General features: G+C 70.6%; 17 protein-coding genes and 1 tRNA gene. 8 read left to right on the top strand and 10 right to left on the bottom strand.

The window, feature by feature from the left end; all coding sequences use genetic code 11:
* Positions 1–14: 14 nt before the first annotated feature.
* A complete protein-coding gene (locus AC5677_RS15660) occupies positions 15–1,010 on the bottom strand; it encodes an acyl-CoA desaturase (protein WP_497195654.1) in 996 nt (331 codons plus the stop codon).
* A 344-nt stretch (positions 1,011–1,354) separates the two neighbouring features.
* On the opposite strand from AC5677_RS15660, the gene ppc reads away from it, so the two are divergent.
* A complete protein-coding gene (gene ppc, locus AC5677_RS15655) occupies positions 1,355–4,126 on the top strand; it encodes a phosphoenolpyruvate carboxylase (RefSeq protein ID WP_497195653.1) in 2,772 nt (923 codons plus the stop codon).
* Between the two features lie 216 nt (positions 4,127–4,342).
* Positions 4,343–4,552 carry a hypothetical protein gene (locus AC5677_RS15650; RefSeq protein WP_497195652.1) on the top strand — a complete coding sequence of 70 codons (210 nt, stop codon included), beginning with the start codon at positions 4,343–4,345 and terminating at the stop codon, positions 4,550–4,552.
* 157 nt (positions 4,553–4,709) lie between these two features.
* On the opposite strand, the gene AC5677_RS15645 is transcribed toward AC5677_RS15650, so the two are convergent.
* From AC5677_RS15645 to AC5677_RS15615, 7 genes are all read right to left on the bottom strand, one after another.
* The gene (locus AC5677_RS15645; protein WP_497195651.1) at positions 4,710–5,234 is read right to left on the bottom strand and encodes a hypothetical protein; all 525 of its coding nucleotides are present in this window, start codon (positions 5,232–5,234) and stop codon (positions 4,710–4,712) included.
* A 92-nt stretch (positions 5,235–5,326) separates the two neighbouring features.
* Complete coding sequence (gene pth, locus AC5677_RS15640; protein ID WP_497195650.1) at positions 5,327–5,917, bottom strand: aminoacyl-tRNA hydrolase; 591 nt, start codon at positions 5,915–5,917, stop codon at positions 5,327–5,329.
* Positions 5,918–6,028: 111 nt separating this feature from the next.
* The gene (locus tag AC5677_RS15635) at positions 6,029–6,625 is read right to left on the bottom strand and encodes a 50S ribosomal protein L25/general stress protein Ctc (protein ID WP_497195649.1); all 597 of its coding nucleotides are present in this window, start codon (positions 6,623–6,625) and stop codon (positions 6,029–6,031) included.
* 235 nt (positions 6,626–6,860) lie between these two features.
* The gene (locus AC5677_RS15630) at positions 6,861–7,835 is read right to left on the bottom strand and encodes a ribose-phosphate diphosphokinase (protein WP_497195648.1); all 975 of its coding nucleotides are present in this window, start codon (positions 7,833–7,835) and stop codon (positions 6,861–6,863) included.
* Between the two features lie 73 nt (positions 7,836–7,908).
* Complete coding sequence (gene glmU, locus AC5677_RS15625) at positions 7,909–9,366, bottom strand: bifunctional UDP-N-acetylglucosamine diphosphorylase/glucosamine-1-phosphate N-acetyltransferase GlmU (RefSeq protein ID WP_497195647.1); 1,458 nt, start codon at positions 9,364–9,366, stop codon at positions 7,909–7,911.
* 134 nt (positions 9,367–9,500) lie between these two features.
* A tRNA-Gln gene (locus AC5677_RS15620) sits at positions 9,501–9,571 on the bottom strand.
* A gap of 8 nt (positions 9,572–9,579) precedes the next feature.
* Positions 9,580–10,458: a hypothetical protein gene (locus AC5677_RS15615; protein ID WP_497195646.1), complete on the bottom strand. Its 879-nt coding sequence runs from the start codon at positions 10,456–10,458 to the stop codon at positions 9,580–9,582.
* Positions 10,459–10,614: 156 nt separating this feature from the next.
* Here AC5677_RS15615 and AC5677_RS15610 point away from each other — a divergent pair, with 156 nt between their 5' ends.
* On the top strand, positions 10,615–11,997 hold the full coding sequence (locus AC5677_RS15610; RefSeq protein WP_497195645.1) for a sensor histidine kinase: 1,383 nt from the start codon (positions 10,615–10,617) through the stop codon (positions 11,995–11,997).
* An 81-nt stretch (positions 11,998–12,078) separates the two neighbouring features.
* Positions 12,079–12,774 carry a class I SAM-dependent DNA methyltransferase gene (locus tag AC5677_RS15605; RefSeq protein WP_497195644.1) on the top strand — a complete coding sequence of 232 codons (696 nt, stop codon included), beginning with the start codon at positions 12,079–12,081 and terminating at the stop codon, positions 12,772–12,774.
* A gap of 37 nt (positions 12,775–12,811) precedes the next feature.
* Here AC5677_RS15605 and AC5677_RS15600 read toward each other — a convergent pair whose 3' ends face one another.
* A complete protein-coding gene (locus tag AC5677_RS15600) occupies positions 12,812–13,372 on the bottom strand; it encodes an SUKH-3 domain-containing protein (RefSeq protein WP_497195643.1) in 561 nt (186 codons plus the stop codon).
* An 8-nt stretch (positions 13,373–13,380) separates the two neighbouring features.
* Positions 13,381–13,899, bottom strand: a complete 519-nt coding sequence (locus AC5677_RS15595) for a YwqJ-related putative deaminase (RefSeq protein WP_497195642.1) — start codon at positions 13,897–13,899, stop codon at positions 13,381–13,383.
* 296 nt (positions 13,900–14,195) lie between these two features.
* Here AC5677_RS15595 and AC5677_RS15590 point away from each other — a divergent pair, with 296 nt between their 5' ends.
* From AC5677_RS15590 to AC5677_RS15575, 4 genes are all read left to right on the top strand, one after another.
* Positions 14,196–15,176 carry an SMI1/KNR4 family protein gene (locus AC5677_RS15590; RefSeq protein WP_497195641.1) on the top strand — a complete coding sequence of 327 codons (981 nt, stop codon included), beginning with the start codon at positions 14,196–14,198 and terminating at the stop codon, positions 15,174–15,176.
* Between the two features lie 7 nt (positions 15,177–15,183).
* Entirely contained in the window at positions 15,184–17,973 is a 2,790-nt protein-coding gene (locus AC5677_RS15585) for an SUKH-4 family immunity protein (protein ID WP_497195640.1), read from the top strand.
* Between the two features lie 103 nt (positions 17,974–18,076).
* Positions 18,077–19,102, top strand: coding sequence for an LCP family protein (locus AC5677_RS15580; RefSeq protein ID WP_497195639.1), 1,026 nt, complete (start codon positions 18,077–18,079; stop codon positions 19,100–19,102).
* Between the two features lie 77 nt (positions 19,103–19,179).
* Positions 19,180–20,385 (top strand): cellulose-binding protein, encoded by a 1,206-nt coding sequence (locus AC5677_RS15575; protein ID WP_497195638.1) that lies wholly within the window; start codon positions 19,180–19,182, stop codon positions 20,383–20,385.
* Positions 20,386–20,412: the final 27 nt, after the last annotated feature.

The following is a 20,412-nucleotide window of genomic DNA, read 5'->3' as shown; positions in this document are numbered from 1 at the left end:
CATGCCTCCCCCGGCTACCGCTGGGAGGTACCCCCATCGCGCCCTTCCTCACTCACCCGCCGGGCGTCGATCCGCGAGGCGTTCGGCCAGCGGACGTCATACGCCCAGCCCGCCCTCTCGAACCAGCGGATGAGGCGGGCGCTGGAGTCCAGCTGCCCCTTCAGCACACCGTGCCGGGCGCACGTCGGGTCCGCGTGGTGGAGGTTGTGCCAGGACTCACCGCAGGACAGCACCGCCAGCCACCACACGTTCCCGGAGCGGTCACGGGACTTGAAGGGGCGCTTGCCGACCGCATGACAGATGGAGTTGATCGACCACGTGACGTGGTGCAGCAGCGCCACACGGACCAGCGAGCCCCAGAAGAACGCCGTCAAAGCCCCCTGCCACGACCAGGTCACCAGGCCGCCGACCAGCGGCGGGATCAGCAGCGACACCGTCGTCCAGAGGATGAACTGGCGGGAGACCGCGCGGATCGCACCGTCCTTGATCAGGTCCGGGGCGTACTTGTGCTGCGGGGTCTGCTCCTCGTCGAACATCCAGCCGACATGCGCCCACCACAGGCCCTTCATCAGCGCGGGCACCGATTCGCCGTAACGCCACGGCGAGTGCGGGTCGCCCTCGGCGTCGGAGAACTTGTGGTGCTTACGGTGATCGGCGACCCAGCGCACCAGCGGGCCCTCCACCGCCAGCGACCCCATGATCGCCAAGGCGATGCGCAGCGGACGCCGCGCCTTGAAGGCGCCGTGCGTGAAGTAACGGTGGAAGCCGATGGTGATGCCGTGGCAGCCGATGAAGTACATCGCCGTCATCAACGCAAGATCCAGCCAGCTCACCCCCCAGCCCCACGCCAGCGGCACCGCGGCCAGCAGTGCCACGAACGGAACGGTGATGAAGGCCAGCAACGTGATCTGCTCGAGCGAACGCTTGCTGTCACCGCCCAGCGTCGCCGACGGCAGCGGCGAATCGGTAGAAATCGGTGACTCTTCGATGGCTTCTGGACCAGCGGTCATGTGATGTCCCTCGGGCGGGGGTCTCGGGGGTATCGAACCCGGGGAGCAAGATCACTCCCGGGTGCGGCGCCGCAGCGGCTACGGGACCGTAACCTACGGTTTCGTAAGTATGGCAGTGCCGCCGTCCCCGGCAAGGCCGTGACAGGCGCCACACCCCCACTCACCGCACTGCCCAGCAGTCGGACGGTGTGATCCGCCGATTTCGGGGAGACCTATCCTGGGGACGTCGGACAGCGCGGTCCGCAACCCGCCACAAGCCCAGACGGCACCCGTCGCCCCGCCACCGCCTACCGGACACCCCGCGGTGCGACACCCCTCCGAGAACGTTGCAAGGAGCCGCACCTGTGAGCAGTGCCGACAACACCGCCGAGACCACGCCCGCCGTGACCACGGACACCACCGAGGGCGCGGCCCGCGACAACACCGCCCTGCGCGCCGACATCCGCCGCCTCGGCGACCTCCTCGGCGAAACCCTCGTCCGCCAGGAAGGCCAGGAGCTCCTCGACCTCGTCGAGCGCGTACGAGCCCTGACCCGCTCCGACGGCGAAGCGGCCGCCCGGCTCCTGGGCGACACCGACCTGGCCACCGCCGCCAAGCTGGTCCGCGCCTTCTCCACCTACTTCCACCTCGCCAACGTCACCGAGCAGGTCCACCGCGGCCGCGAGCTGCGCGCCCGGCGCGCCGCCGAAGGCGGCATCCTCGCCCGCACCGCCGACATGCTCAAGGACGCCGACCCCGAGCACCTGCGCGAGACCGCCCGCAACCTCGGCGTACGCCCCGTCTTCACCGCACACCCCACCGAGGCCGCCCGCCGCTCCGTCCTCACCAAGCTCCGCAGGGTCGCCGAGCTCCTGGACCACCCGGACACCACCGAACGCCGCCGCACCGACCTCCGCCTCGCCGAGAACATCGACCTCATCTGGCAGACCGACGAGCTGCGAGTGGCCCGGCCCGAGCCGACGGACGAGGCCCGCAACGCCATCTACTACCTCGACGAACTGAGCCGTGGCGCCGTCGGCGACGTCCTCGAAGACCTCGCCGCCGAACTGGAGCGGGCCGGCACCGAACTGCCCGCCGGCACCCGCCCCCTCACCTTCGGCACCTGGATCGGCGGCGACCGCGACGGCAACCCCAACGTCACCCCCCAGGTCACCTGGGACGTCCTGATCCTCCAGCACGAACACGGCATCACCGACGCCCTGGAACACGTCGACGAGCTGCGCAACGCCCTGTCGAACTCCATCCGCAACTGCGGAGCCACCGACGAACTGCTGGACTCCCTCAAGCGCGACCTGGAACTCCTCCCCGAATTCAGCCCCCGCTACAAGCGGCTGAACGCCGAGGAGCCCTACCGCCTCAAGGCCACCTGCATCCGCCAGAAGCTCCTCAACACCCGCGACCGGCTCGCCGCCGACACCACCCACGTCCCCGGCCGCGACTACCTCGGCACCGCCGAACTCCTCGACGACCTCGCCCTCATCCAGACCTCACTGCGCGCACACCGCGGCGGCCTGGTCGCCGACGGCCGCCTGGAACGCGCCCTGCGCACCATCGCCGCGTTCGGCCTCCAGCTCGCCACCATGGACATCCGCGAGCACGCCGACGCCCACCACCAGGCCCTCGGCCAGCTCTTCGACCGCCTCGGCGAAGAATCCTGGCGCTACGTCGACATGCCACGCGACTACCGCCGCAAGCTCCTCGCCAAGGAACTGCGCTCCCGCCGCCCCCTGGCCCCCCACCCCGCCCCCCTCGACGAGGCCGGCGCCAAGACCCTCGGCGTCTTCCGCACGATCCTCAAGGCCAAGGACACCTTCGGCCCCGAGGTCATCGAGTCCTACATCATCTCCATGTGCCAGGGCTCCGACGACGTCTTCGCCGCCGCCGTACTCGCCCGCGAAGCCGGCCTCATCGACCTCCACGCCGGCTGGGCCAAGATCGGCATCGTCCCCCTCCTCGAAACCACCGACGAGCTGAAGATCGCCGACCAGCTCCTCGACGAGATGCTCTCCGACCCCTCCTACCGACGCCTCGTCGCCCTGCGCGGCGACGTCCAGGAGGTCATGCTCGGCTACTCCGACTCCTCGAAGTTCGGCGGCATCACCACCAGCCAGTGGGAAATCCACCGCGCCCAGCGCCTGCTGCGCGACGTCGCCCACCGGCACGGCGTACGCCTGCGCCTCTTCCACGGCCGCGGCGGCACCGTCGGCCGCGGCGGCGGCCCCTCCCACGACGCCATCCTCGCCCAGCCCTACGGCACCCTCGAAGGCGAAATCAAGGTCACCGAACAGGGCGAGGTCATCTCCGACAAGTACCTCGTGCCGTCCCTGGCCCGGGAAAACCTCGAACTGACCGTCGCGGCAACCCTGCAGGCCTCCGCCCTGCACACCGCACCCCGCCAGTCCGACGAAGCCCTCGCCCGCTGGGACGCCGCCATGGAGACCGTCTCCGAGGCCGCCCACGGCTCCTACCGCCGGCTCGTCGAAGACCCCGACCTGCCGACGTACTTCCTCGCCTCCACGCCGGTCGACCAGCTCGCCGACCTGCACCTGGGCTCGCGGCCCTCCCGCCGCCCCGGCTCGGGCGTCTCGCTCGACGGACTGCGTGCCATCCCCTGGGTCTTCGGCTGGACCCAGTCCCGCCAGATCGTCCCCGGCTGGTTCGGCGTCGGCACCGGCCTCAAGGCCGCCCGCGAAGCCGGACTCGGCGCCGTCCTCGACGAAATGCACGAACACTGGCACTTCTTCCGCAACTTCCTCTCCAACGTCGAAATGACGCTGGCCAAGACCGACCTGCGGATCGCCCAGCACTACGTCGACACCCTCGTCCCCGACGAGCTCAAGCACGTCTTCGACGTCATCAAGGCCGAACACGAACTCACCGTCGCCGAAGTCCTGCGCATCACCGGAGAAACCGAACTCCTCGACTCCAACCCGGCCCTCAAGCAGACCTTCCACATCCGCGACGCCTACCTCGACCCGATCTCCTACCTCCAGGTCTCCCTGCTGCACCGCCAGCGCGCGGCCGCGGAACGCGGAGAAGAGGCCGACCCGGTACTCGCCCGCGCACTCCTGCTCACCGTCAACGGCGTCGCGGCCGGCCTGCGCAACACCGGCTGACCCACCCCGCCCCGGCCGGTCGATCCGGGGCCCGATGTGACGCAGTGCTTCCGCTTCAAGACGCGGTGTGTACAGCACGTGAAGGGAGGGGCGTTCTTCTCACCACGCCCCTCCCGAGCGGGCAATCTGACGCATGGCGGGAGCCGGCCAAGAGGCTCCCGCTCCAGTGCGTCACGCATTGCGACACACCACTAGTGGAAAAGGACGCTCACCACCATGAGCAACACCTCCCGCATCGAGACCCGCGAGATAGCCGACGACGACCTCGACAACGTCGCCGGTGGCCTCTCCGTCAGCGGCTCCCTGAACGGCCTGACCGCCCACTTCGCCCCGGGCCCGAACGGCATCCCCGTCCTGACCGGCGGCTCCATCAAGTCCGTCAGCCTCACCGTCTCGGACATCCCGCTGGGCCCGATCGGCGGCTGACACACCGCCTCGCCACGGCGCTCAACCACCGAGCCCCAGAGCCACCCGGGCCCGCCGTGGAACAAACGGAGCCCCGTGCGACGCCGGCCTTCACGACCCCGTCATGGTCCTGAAGGCCGGCGTTTTCCGCTGCACAGGCGGGCCGCGTCACACCCGCCTACAACGCGGCGAACGCCGCCCCCAACAACACCGCCCCGAACAACCCCATCACCCACGCCGTACGCCGCAACCGCATACCCCCGGCCACCACCAACGCCGCCAGCAACAACGACCCCGCAAACGGCACCCACGCATGCAACATCCCAGCCGGCCCCGTCCGCACCGCACGCGTCGTACCCGGCTTCACCGTCACATCGATCCGCTCGCCCAGATCCGGCGCCGCCGCCTGCGCAACCGACACCTTCGGCCGCGCCCGGCCCGCCCCCTCCGTCGGCACATACGGCCCCGTACACCGCTTGTCCTGGCACGACTTCACCACCATCGTGCCGCGCTCCCGCGCCTTGACGAGCATCGCGTACTGCGCCGTATCCCACGACGTCCACACACCCGCCACCAACAACAGCAACGCCAGCAGACCCATCAACCCCGTCCGGGCGACGAGCAACGCCCCATAGGCGCTCTCACCCGCCCGACGGGCGCGACTACGTCTGACCGAACTGGTGCGCGTACTGCTTCTGGGCATGGCGGCGATCCTTGGCCATCAACCGCCCCCGGTCAACCTCGGACAACCGGTTCGTCAGACCATGCCCCACGCTGTCCCCTTCACGAACCGGCTCACGAGTTGTACGAACTCTGCGCCCGCTCCAAACCATCCGCCATCAACGACTCCACCGCATCCGCCGCACGGTCCACGAAGTAATCCAGCTCCTTACGCTCCGCCGACGAAAAGTCCTTCAGCACAAAATCCGCCACCGGCATACGACCCGGCGGACGACCGATCCCGAACCGCACCCGGTGATACTCCGCACCCAACGACTTCGTGATCGACTTCAAACCGTTATGGCCGTTGTCCCCGCCACCCAACTTCACCCGCAGCGCACCGTAATCAATATCCAACTCATCGTGAATCGCGACGACATTGGCCACCGGCACCTTGTAGAAATCCCGCAACGCGGTCGTCGGACCACCCGACAGATTCATGAACGACATCGGCTTCGCCACCACCACACGGCGACTCCCCGGCCCCGGCGCACCCAGCCGCCCCTCCACCACCTGCGCCCGCGCCTTGTGCGCCTTGAAACGGCCACCCATACGCTCCGCCAACAGGTCGGCCACCATGAAACCGACATTGTGCCGATTCGCGGCGTACTCGGGGCCAGGATTACCCAGACCCACGATCAGCCAAGGACTGCCCGCATCCGTCATCTGCATACTCCTTCAACGACGCGACCGCCGCCCCGCGCCAGCGGCACGGAACGACGGTCACAAAAACAATGCCCGGGGCACGCCGACACCGGCGCCCTCCCCGGAAGGGGATCAGGCCTCGGCGGACCCTTCGCCCTCACCCTCGGCGGCCTCCTCGGCCGGCGCCTCGGCCTGCGCCGCGACGACCTGCAGCACCACGGCGTCGTCCTCGACGGCCAGCGAAGCACCCGACGGCAGCGTGATGTCCTTGGCCAGCACCGAGGAACCGGCGTCCAGACCCGCGATGGAGACGGTCACCGACTCCGGAAGGTGGGTCGCCTCGGCCTCGATCGGCAGCGTGTTCAGCACGTGCTCGAGCAGGTTGCCGCCCGGCGCCAGGTCACCCTCGGTCTGGATCGGCACCTCGACGGTGACCTTCTCGCCCTTCTTCACGGCCAGGAAGTCCACGTGCACCAGGAAGCCACGGATGGCCTCACGCTGCACCGCCTTGGGGATGACCAGCGCGCTCTTGCCGTCCACGTCCAGGTTCAGCAGAACGTTCGGGGTCTTGAGGGCCATCATCAGCGCGTGGCTGTCGACCGCAACGTGCTGCGGCTCGGCACCGTGACCGTAAATGACGCCCGGAACCTTGTTCTCACGACGGGTACGGCGCGCGGCACCCTTACCAAAGTCGGAACGAACCTCAGCGGCGAGCTTGACCTCAGCCATGACTGCACTCCTCGTATCTCAGAAAACGTCTGACGGGCGTCACCCGGCCCACGACAGACCTGCTACGAAGAGCGCGTCGATAACGGACAGCCACCACAAAAAGGCGGCCTCCCTCGCCGAGCAACTCGTTGAGTCTACCCGGCGCGGAGGCCGCCCCAAAATGGATCTATAGCGTCCACCGGACGCGAGCGATCCACCACGTCCCTGCGAACGCGGAGGATCTACCGCATCACACTCACTGCTCCTCGAAGAGGCTCGTCACCGAACCGTCCTCGAACACCTCACGGAGCGCCCGCGCAATCGTCGGCGCCATCGACAGCACCGTGATCTTGTCCAGCTCCAGCTCCGAAGGCGTCGGCAGCGTATTCGTGAACACGAACTCGCTCACCTTCGAATTCTTCAGCCGGTCCGCGGCCGGACCCGACAGCACACCATGCGTCGCCGTCACGATCACATCCGCCGCACCATTCGCGAACAGCGCATCCGCCGCCGCGCAAATCGTGCCACCGGTGTCGATCATGTCGTCGACCAGGACACACACCCGGCCCTTCACATCACCGACGACCTCATGCACCGTGACCTGATTCGCCACGTCCTTGTCACGCCGCTTGTGCACAATCGCCAGCGGCGCACCCAGACGGTCACACCAACGGTCGGCAACCCGCACCCGGCCCGCATCCGGCGAAACCACCGTCAGCTTGTCCCGGTCCACCTTCGCACCGACATAATCCGCCAGCACCGGCAGCGCAAAAAGGTGATCCACCGGACCGTCGAAGAAGCCCATGATCTGATCCGTGTGCAGATCCACCGTCACCACACGGTCCGCACCCGCGGTCTTCATCAAATCCGCGATCAGACGGGCCGAAATCGGCTCCCGCCCACGGTGCTTCTTGTCCTGACGCGCATACCCATAGAACGGCACCACCACAGTGATGCTCCGGGCCGAAGCCCGCTTCAGCGCATCAATCATGATCAGCTGTTCCATGATCCACTTATTGATCGGAGCCGTGTGGCTCTGAATCAAAAAGCAGTCCGCGCCACGCGCCGACTCCTGATAGCGCACATAGATCTCACCATTGGCGAAGTCGAACGCCTTCGTCGGGACCAGGCCCACACCCAGCTGGTGCGCGACCTCCTCGGCCAGCTCGGGGTGGGCGCGGCCGGAGAAGAGCATCAGTTTCTTCTCGCCGGTCGTCTTGATCCCGGTCACAGCAAATCTCCTCGAATTCCTGTTTGCGTGCGCTCAACACGGTACGCCCCGCACGGCGCACCCCTGTGCACGATCACCGCTCGCCCTCGGACTCCTGGCGAGCGGCCGAAGCGGCCTGCGCGGCGGCGCTTCCGGGCCGCTTACGCGCGACCCAACCCTCGATATTCCGCTGCTGGCCACGCGCGACCGCCAGCGAACCCGGGGGCACATCCTTGGTAATGACCGAGCCGGCCGCCGTATAAGCGCCGTCCCCGATCGTGACGGGAGCCACAAACATGTTGTCCGAACCCGTCTTGCAATGTGAACCCACCGTGGTGTGGTGCTTCGCCTCACCGTCGTAATTCACAAAAACACTCGCCGCGCCGATGTTGGTGTACTCACCAATGGTCGCATCCCCCACGTACGACAGATGCGGCACCTTCGTGCCCTCACCGATCGACGCGTTCTTCATCTCCACGTACGTACCGGCCTTGGCCTTCGTACCAAGATCCGTCCCCGGCCGCAGATACGCATAAGGACCGACACTCGCCCCGTCCCCGATACGCGCACCCTCCGCCACCGTGAAAGACGCCACAGCGCCCTCCCCGACAACCGTGTCGGTGAGCCGGGAATTCGGCCCGACCTCCGCACCGCCCCCGATACGCGTCGCCCCCAGCAACTGCGTACCCGGATGCACCACCGAATCCGGCGCGAACTCCACCATCACATCGACCCACGTCGACGCCGGATCCACCACCGTCACACCGGCCAGCATCGCCCGCTCCAGCAACCGCTCGTTCAGCAGCCGACGGGCCTGGGCCAGCTGCACCCGGTTGTTGATCCCCAGGATCTCGCGGTGATCACCCGCCACCGCCGCACCGACCCGGTGCCCCGCCTCGCGCACGATCCCCAGCACATCCGTCAGGTACTCCTCGCCCTGACTGTTGTCCGTACGCACCTTGCCCAGCGCATCCACGAGCAGCCGCCCGTCGAAGGCGAACACCCCGGAATTGATCTCCCGGATCGCGCGCTGCTGCTCGCTGGCGTCCTTGTGCTCGACGATCGCGGTGACGGCGCCGGTGGACTCGTCCCGCACGATCCGGCCGTAGCCCGTCGAATCCGGAACCTCCGCCGACAGGACGGTGACGGCGTTCTTGTCGGCGGCGTGGGTGTCGCTGAGCCGCTTGAGGGTCTCGCCGGTCAGCAGCGGAGTGTCACCGCAGACCACGATCACGGTGCCGTCGAGGGCGACACCGTCGTTGCTCAGCTCCTCCAGGGCCGTACGGACGGCGTGGCCGGTGCCGTTCTGCTCGTGCTGCACGGCGGTGCGCACGGCCGGGTCGGCCTCGGCGAGATGGGCCCGTACCTGCTCCCGGGCATGGCCGACGACCACGACGAGGTGTTCGGGGTCCAGCTCACGGGAGGCGGCGACGACGTGTCCTACGAGGGAGCGACCACAGATCGCGTGCAGGACCTTGGGGGTCGCCGACTTCATGCGGGTGCCCTCACCCGCTGCGAGAACGACGACGGCTGCCGGGCGGTTGGCGCTCACGGGGATGCCCTTCGGCTTCTTGGCTACTTCGGGTGGTGGTCATCCGAAGGATACCGGGGCGTATGACAGATGAAACGACAGCGGGTCCTGACCCGCGTGGTCAGGACCCGAACTGTGCTTCGTTGTAGCAGTCGCTCCCCCACGAGGATTCGAACCTCGACCGACGACACCAAAAGACGTTGTGCTGCCCTTACACCATGGGGGAGGGTACTGTCAAGCGGGCTGGTCGTTTCCGCCCGCCCGCTTGGCACCCAACACTATGCCGTACCACCAGCCCTCAATGCGACGGTATAGCTCTGCACTTTGTAGCACTCGGACCACTAGGCAGCCGTGGTAGGCATCTCCGACGTTCTTGCGGATGGTCTTGGGGTTGTGTTTTTTGATGGTGGGCTTCTGGAACGTGGCGACGTCGACGCCAACGAGGTCGGCCCAGTAGCGCTCGGCCGCAGCCACGTCGGCCGTTTCGTGGATCATCACGCGGTAGCCCACTCGCTCCGGTTCCACCTCGAGCAGGCGCAGCCATGCGAGATAGAGCTGGATGATGCCTGGGTCGCTATTGACGAAGAGGGCGTACTCCCGCCGGTCGTAGGGCTTGTCCTTCGAGCCCTCGGCCCAGTAGAGAGCGGCTCCGACGAGGAGGAGCTCTCGGTCGGACAGTGCGCCGACTTCTTGGGCTGCTGCGGTCTTTGTCCGCTGGCGTTCCTCGTCTCGCACCGCCAGTTCGTGCTCCCACCGCTTTCGGACGGCGAGCCGCGCCTGCTCCGAAGGTGTACGGCGCGGCGCCGGCTTCGGCAGATCCCGTACCCAGAGCGAGATCGAGCTCTTCGAGCAGCCCAGCTCGACCTGGATCTGGTCGTAGGTCATGCCCTGGGTGCGCAGCTCGCGGGCCTTGGCGCGCAGGTCGTCCTTGGCGTTGGGGCGCTTGGTCCACTCCGGTACCGGTACGCCCTCCAGGAGGCGGTTGAGGATGTCGTTGTTGTGGACGTGGAGGCGGTCGCGGATCTGCCGCCGGCTGAGCCCTGCGCGGCGCAGGGCCACGGCCTGTGGTCGTAAGGCTTCGAAGTCGGGGTGGTCCCGACGTGTGTGCGTCATGGGAACAGGGTGTCGTCGCTCACACCTGCCATGAGTCGAAAATGCGGGCGATTCGCCAGTTCGAGCGATATATGGCGGTAGTGGCACGTAATGGGCCTGGGGTGTGCTGGCGCACGCGTCGGGAGGTCCGGGCCGGACGCCCGTACGCTGGTCGGTATGAGCGTGACGGGGGCAAGGGAAAGTGCGGGGGCGCGGGGCGCGCCGAGAGGTGGGCCGTGGTGGTGGGCGCGGCGGCGTAGTGCCGTGCTGGATGTGGCGCTGGCGCTGGCTTCGACGGTGGAGTGTGTCTTCGAGGGCATTCCGTTTGCGCACGAGGCGGGGCTGCCGGTGCCGGTCGGCATGTTGCTGGGGCTGGTGGTGGGGCCGGTGCTGCTGTTGCGGCGGCGGTGGCCGGTCGTGGTGGTGCTGGTGTCGATCGCGGTGATGCCGGCGGAGATGGGTGCGCTGCTGGGGATCGTGGGGCTGTACACGCTGGCGGCGTCGGATGTGCCGCGGCGGATCACGGCGTTGCTGGCCGGTATGACGGTGGTCGGGACGCTGACCACGACGTACTTCAGCATGCAGCAGGACGTGGTGTCGGAGAACGACTTCAATCCGCCGGTGTGGTTCGTGCCGGTGATGGCGGTCGCGGTGGGGCTGGTGATGACGGCGCCGCCGGTGTTGTGGGGTTTGTATGTGGGGGCGCGTCGGCGGCTCGTGGAGAGTTTGCGGGAGCGGGCGGACGGGCTGGAGCGTGAGCTGTCGCTGTTGGCGGACCGTGCCGAGGAGCGGGCGGAGTGGGCCCGTAATGAGGAGCGGACGCGGATTGCGCGGGAGATGCACGATGTGGTCGCGCATCGGGTGAGTCTGATGGTGGTGCATGCGGCGGCGTTGCAGGCGGTGGCGCTGAAGGATCCGGAGAAGGCGTCGAAGAATGCCGCGCTGGTGGGGGACATGGGGCGGCAGGCGCTGACGGAGCTGCGGGAGATGCTGGGGGTGTTGCGTACGGCTGAGGGGGCGGCGGTGCGGGGTGCCGAGGGGGCGGCGCCGACGGCGTCGGAGCGGTTGGCGGAGGTGGCGTCGCAGGCGAGTGTGCCGGCGGCGGACGGGCCGTCCGTGGAGGTGGATGAGGGTCCTTCGCTGGCGGAGCTGGGGGATCTGGTGGGGCAGTCCCGGGCGGCCGGGATGGTGGTGGAGCTTTCGGTGCAGGGAGCCCACGATGGCGCCGGTGCTGCCGGGCGTCGGTATGCGGCGCGGGTGGAGCAGGCCGTGTACCGGGTGGTCCAGGAGGCGCTGACGAATGTGCACAAGCATGCGCCGGGGGCGCGGGCGCGGGTGCGGCTGGCGCATCGGGGCGATGAGGTGGCGGTGCAGGTGGAGAACGGTCCGTCGGAGCGGGGGGCGACGGATGCGGGGTTGCCCAGTGGGGGCAATGGTCTGGTGGGGATGCGGGAGCGGGTGACGGCTCTGGGGGGCGTTTTTGTGTCGGGGCCTACGGAGGCAGGGGGCTTCCGGGTGTCGGCGGTGGTGCCGGTGGGGGTGGCCGGAGCCGGCGGGTGAGGCGGCGCCGGTCCCGGGGGGTGGTGTGGTGGTGGGGGGAAGGGCCGGTTCGCGTGGCGTCCCGGCGCTACGGTCATGGTCATGACCGAACTTTCGTTCCTGGCCGACACCCGGGCGGGCTATGACGCCATCGCCGCGGAGTACATCGAGAATTTCCGCGGTGAGCTCGAGAGCAACACGCTGGGGCTGGCGATGCTCGGTGCGTTTGCCGCGTATGTGCGGGCGGACGGCGGGGGGCGGGTGCTCGATGTCGGGGCCGGGCCGGGGTGGGTGACGGCGCATCTGGCCGGGCTGGGGCTGGAGGTGTCCGGGGTCGATCTGTCGGCCGAGATGGTGGCGCGGGCGCGTCGGATGCATCCGGGGGTGCGGTTCGAGGAGGGGTCGATGACCGCTCTGGAGGTGCCGGACGGTGCGCTCGGTGGTGTCAGTGCCTGGTATTCGCTGATCCACATTGCGCCGGAGGCGGTTGCGGGGGTGCTGGCCGAGTTCTACCGGGTGCTGGCGCCGGGTGGTCGTCTGTTGCTCGGGTTTCAGGTGGGCGAGGAGCCGTCGCGTTATACGGAGGCGTTCGGGCATCGGGTGTCGCTGGTGTTCCACCGGCTGTTGCCCGACCGTGTTGCCGGGCAGCTGCGCGCGGCCGGGTTCGATGTGGTGGCCCGGCTGGAGCGGGAGGCGGCGGTGGGGGAGCTGACGCCGCAGGCGTATCTGCTGGCCACGAAGCCCGGTGCGCCGGCTGGGCCGGGTGAGTCCGGTGAGCCCGGTGAGTCCGCGCGGTAAGGCCCGTCGTGTCCGTGGGCCCGTCCCCTGGGGCGGTCTACGGCTGAGGTCCGACCTCCAGCCTCGGCGGCCGTGTGCCCAGGACGAGGGTGCCGAGGGCGTGGTCGATGCCGGGGCCGAGGTACCAGTCGCCGGTGTGGTCGAGGCTGTAGATGCGGCCCTGGGCGTCGATGGCGAGGACGGCCTGGCCGGTGGGGGTGCCGTTGGCGTCGGGGATTTCTTCCTGGCCGAGGGGGGCGACGTCGGTGTCGAGGGCGCGGCCGAGGTCGCCGAGGGTGCGGGCGAGGTGGAGGCCGTGGAGGGGGTTGACGGTGAAGGGGGTGGGGGCGATGTGGCGGCCGGGGCCGTTGCCGGTGATGGTCAGGCCGCCGAATTCGGCCCAGGCTTCGACGGCGGCGGGGAAGACGCTGTGGCGGTGGCCGGCGGGGGAGGCGTGGGCGCGGAGGGTGTCGGCCCAGTGTTCGGCCTGCTTTATGTCCCAGCGGCCGGGCTGCCAGCCGGCCTGTTGGAGGGCGACGTCGACGGCGGGGGGAAAGCGGGTGGAGTCGGCGTGTTCGCGGGCCGGGGGTACGGCGGTGCGAGGGGTGATGGGTGGCATGGTGGCGGTCAGCTCCCGTTGGGCGTGGTGCCCTCGATGGGCATGACGCCGAAGTGGGCGAGGAGTGCGTCGCAGGAGCGGCAGGGCGGGGCGTAGCCGCCGTGCCGGGGGTCGCCGTCCTCGCGGATGTGGCGTGCGGTGATCTTGGAGTGTCTCAGGGAGCGGCGGGCTTCGCCGTTGGTGAGGGGTTTGCGGGCGGCGCGCTTGCTGCGGCCCGCCTCGACCGCGGTGAGGTGGCGGGAGAGCAGGACGGCTTCGGGGCAGCGTCCGGTGAAGCGTTCGCGTTGTGCGGTGCCGAGGGTGTCGAGGAAGTCCTGGACTAGGGGGTGCAGGGCGGGGGGCTGTTCCGCCTTGCTTGCCGTGCAGGTGAGGGTTTGTCCGCGTACGGACAAGGCGGCGCCGACGGTGGGGAGGATGCCGTCGCGGCGGAAGGCAAGGGCGGGCGCGCGGTCGGTGTCGGCGGTGGCGCTCCAGCCGATGCGGGGGTCGCCGGTGGCGGCGGTGTGCTGGTGTGCGGTGGTGCTCATTGTCGGTGCTTTCCCTCCCTGCAAACCCCCCGGTTGCGGGGTCAGCCTGCCAAATGTGCTGGGTGTTGCGGTAGTCGGGCGGGCTGTCGGTGATGTCACTGGAGCCTGACGGTCCGTCGGCCGGAGGGAATCAGGGCTGGTGGGCGGGGTGGCTTACGGCGGTCGGGGGACATCGCTGAAGGGGGTGTGGGTGGCGTATCGGCGGGCTGACGTGGGGTGGCCGGGGGCGGCGGGAGGGTGTTGCGGCACGGCATAGGCTGTGCCTCAAACCCAGATCCAGCCAGGGGGCAACCGCGATGACGACAGGTCGGCTCGGGCAGCAGCATGCCGCGCCACCGAACACGGCCTATGCCGGGCAGGTCGTGCATTTCCCGGATCCGGTGCGGGCCGCCCGGTATCCCGCGGGGGTGCGGGTGGATGCGCATGGTTTCCCGGAGTTCTCGCCGTATGCGCGGGCGGCGGCGGAGATCGCCGAGCCGCCGGAGGGCTTCGGGGTCGATGAGCTGCGGTTGACGGACTATGTGTCGGCGAATGCGGCGCTGCATGCGCAGGGGCACGAGCTGTGGATAGATGTGCCGGCGGTGGCGACGCCGCACGGCTGGACCTGGCATCACGTCCCCGGTACGCGGCGGATGGAGCTGATCCCCGTCGAGGTGAAGGCGCTGCTGCGGCATCACGGGGGGCTGGCGACGGCGGCGGTGGAGCACGGGAAGCGGGGTACCCGCCCGTTGCAGGAGACCCGGCCGGCGCATTTCGGGCTGCCGCGGCGGGAGCTGGCGGTGGCCGAGGAGCAGGTGGCGCAGGCGGAGGAGACGCTGGGCTATCGGCTGCCGGGCGCGTACCGGTCGTTCCTGAAGGCGGCGGGCGGGTGTGCGCCGGTGGGGGTGGCGCTGGATGCGGAGCTGGGGCTGCTGGTGGACCAGCCGTTCTTCACGGTGCGGGACGATGCGGCGGTCAATGACCTGGTCTATGTGAACAAGTGCCTGCGGGACCACTTCACCAAGGACTATCTGGGTGTGGCGTTCGTGCAGGGCGGTGTGGTCGCGGTGAAGGTGCGCGGCGAGGCGCTGGGCACGGTGTGGTTCTGTCCGTACGACGATGCCCGGGACCGGGACGGTCTGTCGGTGCAGGAGCGGGTGGCGCAGCTGCTGCTGCCGTGCGGTGCGGATTTCGACGATTTCCTGCAGCGGCTGGCGGGGAATCCGCCGGAGCTGGAGACCGTGGCGAACCTGATGGTGGACGGCGGCTTTGCGCATGCCGTTCCGGTGGAGGGGTGAGCGCGCGATGGTGACGTTCGCGCAGGCACAGGAGCGTGCGGAGCGCTGGGTCAATGGCGATCTGCCGGCGATGCAGCAGCGTGAGGTGCGGGTGCGGGAGTTCGACCTGGGCTTTGTGGCCTGGGCGGAGGACCGTGAGGGTGGTCCGGTGACGGACGGTGGCCGGGCCCGGCTGGTGATCGCTCGGGACAGCGGGGAGACGACGCTGTGGCCGGGGCTGCCGGTGGGTGAGGTGATCCGGCGGTACGAGGAGGAGTACGGCGCTCCGGTGGACGGCGGGCAGGGGGCCGCGGAGTCGCCGCCGCAGCGGGTGGATCTGGAGGCGACGTCGTTTTTGCTGACGCCGCCGGAGTGGCTGCAGGAGGCGGCGGACGCGATCGGGATTCCGGACCGGCGGCGGGACGGCGGGGGCGGGAGCGCGGCTTCGGCGCCCGCTGCGCCGCCTGCGGCGGCCCCGGCTCCTTCGGCTCCCGCGGCCCCCTCGGCTCCCGCGACCCCTTCGACCCCCCCGACCCCGTGGGCCGATGCGGACACGACGGGCGGGCAGGGCTCCGAGGACCTGTCGGTGGGGCTGCCCGACACGGTGTTCTCGGCGCCGCTGACCGAGCACGACGAGTCGGAGGACACCCCGCCGTCGACGCCGCGGGCCCGGCCCGAGGCCAAGACGGAGCTGCTGCAGGGCGGCAGTCAGCTGCCGCCGACGCAGGTGGCGCAGCCGGCGCTGTCGGCGCCGGAGGGCGGTCGGCCCGGCGGGCTGCCCACGCCGCCGCCGATGCCGCCCGCGGCGCCGGCGCTGGCGGACATGCCGCCGCCGGCCGGGCCGCCGGTCGCCGATGTACCGCCGCCGCCGGGTATGGGGACGCCCGGCCCGGGGGCGCCGCCGCCCCCGCCGCCCGTGGGGGGTGGGGTGCATGCGGCGGCGACGATGCTCGCCGACGGCTCCTCGCTGCCCGGAAGCGCCGGAAACAGGGGCAACGCCGGGAACACCGGTAACGCCGGTGGCCCGCCGCCGCCCGGCGCGCCCGGTACGCCCGGTGCGGGCCGGAACGGTGCCGGGGCGGACCCGGCGAAGGGCGCGGATGCCGAGACCGGCAAGGCCGAGGCGCGGCCGCGCGGCGGCGCCGCGCCGGCCGGCGGCTATGTGCCGACGCAGCTGGTCTCGCAGCTGGATGCGGCGGATCTGGACCTGAGCGCGGTGGACGGACCGTCCGGTGCGGCGTCCGGTGGCGGAGCGGAAGGGCCCGGCCAGGGGACGCCGCCCGCTCCGCCCGCGGCCGGCGGGGTGCATGCCGCCGCGACGATGCTCGCCGACGGTGCGTCCTTGCAGGCCGCCATGGGGGGCGCGGGCGGACCCGGCGTGCCGCCGCCGCCCTCGCCGCCCGGTGCGCCGAAGCCGCCCGGCCCGCCCGGCCCGCCCGGCGCCCCGAAGCCGCCGGGCCCGCCCGGTAAGCCGGGTGCGGGTGGCCGTGGCGCGAGTGGCCAGGGAAGTCAGGGCGGCCAGGGCAGTCAGGGCGGCCAGGGCAGTCAGGGCGGTCAGGGCGGTCAGGGCGGCCCGCCCCCGCCGCCGCCCGCCCCGCCCGCCCCGGGCGGTGGGGTGCACGCCGCGGCGACGATGCTCGCCGGTGGCGCGGCTCTCGGTGGACCCGGTGGCCCCGGCGGCCCGCTGCCCGCACCGGGGATGCCTCCGGCGGCGCCGCCGTCGGGCGGCCCCGCCATGCCTCCGCCCGCCGGCCCCACCGCCCCGCCTCCCGGCGTCCCCGCGGCCCCGCCCGGCCCCGGTGCGTACGGCTACCCCCAGGCGCCGGGCGGCGTGCCGACCGTGGGCCCCGGCTACATGGCGGTGCTCAGCTATCGCGCACCGGACGGCTCCGAGCAGAAGATCGTGCGCCGTTCCGCGCCCGGTACCCCGCATCCGGAGTGGCAGCTGCTGCACGAGCTGCGCGGGATGAACATTCCGCCGCAGCAGGTGCTGGAGCTGCACACCGAGCTGGAGTGCTGCGATCTGCCGGGCGGCTACTGCGCGCGGATGATCCGCGACAACTGGCCGCAGGTGCGCATCAGCCACACCGCCGCCTACGGCAGGGACCATGCCTCGCGGCAGCAGGGCGTACGGCATCTCGTCGAGCATCAGGGCGAGTTGCACCAGGTGGCGGACGGTCCGGCGCGGCCGGCGCCGGTCCGGGTGCCGTTGCCGCATCCCTCGCAGGTGCCCCCGGCGCCGCCGGTGCCGCCGCAGGCGATCGGGCAGGAGCTGGAGCAGGCCTTCGGGCCGCAGGGCATCTTCCGGTTCGATCAGCGGGCGGTGTCCCGGCAGGGCGTGCCCGACGCGGTGGCGCAGACGCTGGTGTGGGCCGGGCTGCCGGTGGACTTCGGGCCGTTCTTCTGGGCGCAGGCGCAGCCGGGCCGTCCGGTGCCGACGCTGGCGGAGCTGGCGGCGGAGCGGATGGTGCAGCCGGCGCCGGATGCCGGTTCGTATCTCGTCATGGGCAATGACTTCGGCCGTCAGCTGTGTGTCCAGTTCGGGACGGCGAACATCGTGGCGGTTCCGGTGGAGGCCGGTCCGGGCGGGCAGGCGGCCGTGCCGCAGTTCGTCAACAGCGGGCTGCCGGAGTTTGTGCGCTGTCTGGCGATGCTGGGGCGGATGTGGCGGCTGCGGTTCGGGCTGACGCCGGAGCAGGCGGGCCGCTGGACCGTCGACTTCCAGGCGCAGCTGGTCGCGCTGGACCCGCCGGCGCTGGGGTCGCCGGAGACCTGGTGGTCGGTGCTGCTGGAGCAGATGTGGGACGGGCTCCTGTAGCAGGTGTGGGACGGGCTCCTGTAGCGGGAGTGCGGTAGTCGGCGATACGCCGGGACATGGCGCTCGACCTGCGGAACGGGTCGGGCGCCATGACCATGCCTGTATGGGTCAGTTGTTCTCGTCGTCGGCGTCCGTCCACCGGGGGCGCCGGGCGTCCCGTGGGCGCCGCGGGCCGTGGCGCCGCCGGATCCTGGTGGTGCTGCTGACGTTGCTCGTGCTGGTGGTGGCGTGCGGCGCCGCCCTGTACGGGTTCGCGAGTGAACGGGTGCGGCATGTGGGCGCGCTGGCGGACTATGCCGGGCGGCCGCCCGCGGGCAAGGGGACGAACTGGCTGCTGGTCGGCTCCGACAGCCGCGCCGGGCTGACGTCCCGGCAGCGCGAGGACCTGCATGTCGGTCATGACGAGGTGCGCAACACCGACACGATCATGGTGCTGCACTCCGGCCGGCACGGCCCGTATCTGGTCAGTCTGCCCCGCGACAGTTATGTCCCGGTGCCGGGGCACGGCCGGGCGAAGATCAATGAGGCGTATGCGGACGGTGGGCCGCGGCTGTTGACCCGGACGGTCGAGCGGGCGACGGGTTTGCGTATCGACCGTTATGCCGAGGTCAGTTTCCTGGGTGTGGTGCGGCTCGTGGACGAGCTGGGCGGGGTGCGACTGTGCCTGCGCGGGCCGCTGCGGGACGCACGGTCGGGGGCGGATTTCGCGGCGGGGTGTCATCGGATGGACGGGCGGCGGGCGCTGGCGTTCGTACGGGCCCGTTACGCCGACCCGCAGGGTGACCTCGGACGGGTGAAGCGGCAGCGTCAGCTGATCGGTGCGGTCGCGGACAAGATGCTGGGGCCCGGGGTGCTGTTCGATCCGTTCCGGCTGCTGCCGGTGACCGGCGCCGGGCTGGCCGCGCTCGCCGTGGACAACGGGTCGGGGACGCCGGAACTGCTGGCCATGGCGCGGTCGATGAAGGAGATCGCCGGGGGCGGCGGCGCGACGGTCACGGTTCCGGTGGCCGATCCCGGTGTGTCGATGGGCGAGGCCGGTGACGTGCTGCTGTGGGACGCAAATGGGGCACAACGATTGTTCGGCGCTTTGCGCGTCGATGCGGTGATTCAGACTTCTGGGACCGATTGACGCATCCTTGTGCGGGAGAGGGGTGAAGTGTCGCAATAGGGCGGCTTCGGACTGATCCAGAAAAGGGGCTTTAAGGGATGAGTGCACCGGTTTCGCCGCACGGGTTCGAGACCGTACGGGGACGCGGTTACCGGCCGGACGACGTCGATCGGCGCGTCGAGGAGGTCTCGGCAGATCGCGATGCCTGCTGGGAGCGGGCGGCGCGGCTGACCGTGCTCGCCAACGAGATGGACGCGGAGCTGGCGGAACTGCAGGAACATGTGGCGCAGCTGCCGCCGCAGACGTATGAGTCCCTGGGCGAGCCGGCCCGGCTGATCCTGACGACCGCTCAGTCGGAGGCGGAGCGGCTGTGGATCGCGGCGCAGGAGGCGGCCGAGCAGATCCGCGAGGAGGCGATGGGGCACGCCGACCAGATCCGCGATGCGGCGGACGCGGCGGCGCGGGAGCTGCGGGCCGAGGTGGAGGAGTGGGCGCGGCGCGCCGAGGAGGCGGCGCGGGCGGAGGCCACCGAGGTGGTGGCGGCGGCGTCCGCGGAGGCGGAGCAGTGGCGCGGCGAGGCGGCCACGGTGCTGACCGAGACCCGGCAGCGCGCCGATGAGATGTGGCGTGACCAGGAGCAGCGGCAGGCCGAGGAGTGGGATGCGGCCGGGCGTGAGCTGGCGGATCTGGAGGCGGAGACGGACCGGCTGGTCGCCGAGCGGGAGGCGCACGGCCATGCGGTGCTCGCCGAACCGCGCCGCAAACACGCGGAGGCCGAGGAGGCCGCCCGGCACAGCGACGAGGACGCGGCCGACCGTGCCACGGCGATCGTGGCACGGGCCAGGGTGGAGGCGGAGCGCATCGAACGCAGTACGGCGCGGGTGCTGCGGGAGCACGAGGAGGAGCGCGCGGAGGTGCAGGCGCACATGTCCCATGTGCGCAACAGCCTGGCGGCGCTGACGGGCAAGGATCCGGACGAGCTGGAGGAGCTGACGGGCGAGCCGGAGCCGGAGGCCGGAGCCGCCGCCGAGGCCGAGGGGGCGGGCCGCGACCCCGAAGGCCGCCATCCGGACGGCCTCATTCCGGGCGACCGCAATCCTGAGGACGGCAGTCCCGACACCCGTCATCCCGACGCCCGCCAACCGGACGCGCGTCATCCAGGCGGCCATATCCCGGGCGACCGCCATCCCGACGGCCTCGTTCCCGGCATTCCCGGCGACCGCGATCCCGACGGCTGCGACCCCGACAACGAGGACACCCTGGAGACCGAGCTGCCCCGGCTGGACGACGGGAAGGACGGCTGAGCCCGGCGCCGCCGCGGACCCTGACCC

The organism is Streptomyces sp. JLSY215 (genome assembly GCF_059682825.1).
The sequence above is the reverse complement of the archived record's forward strand: the minus strand, read 5'-3'. Positions and strand labels throughout refer to the sequence as shown.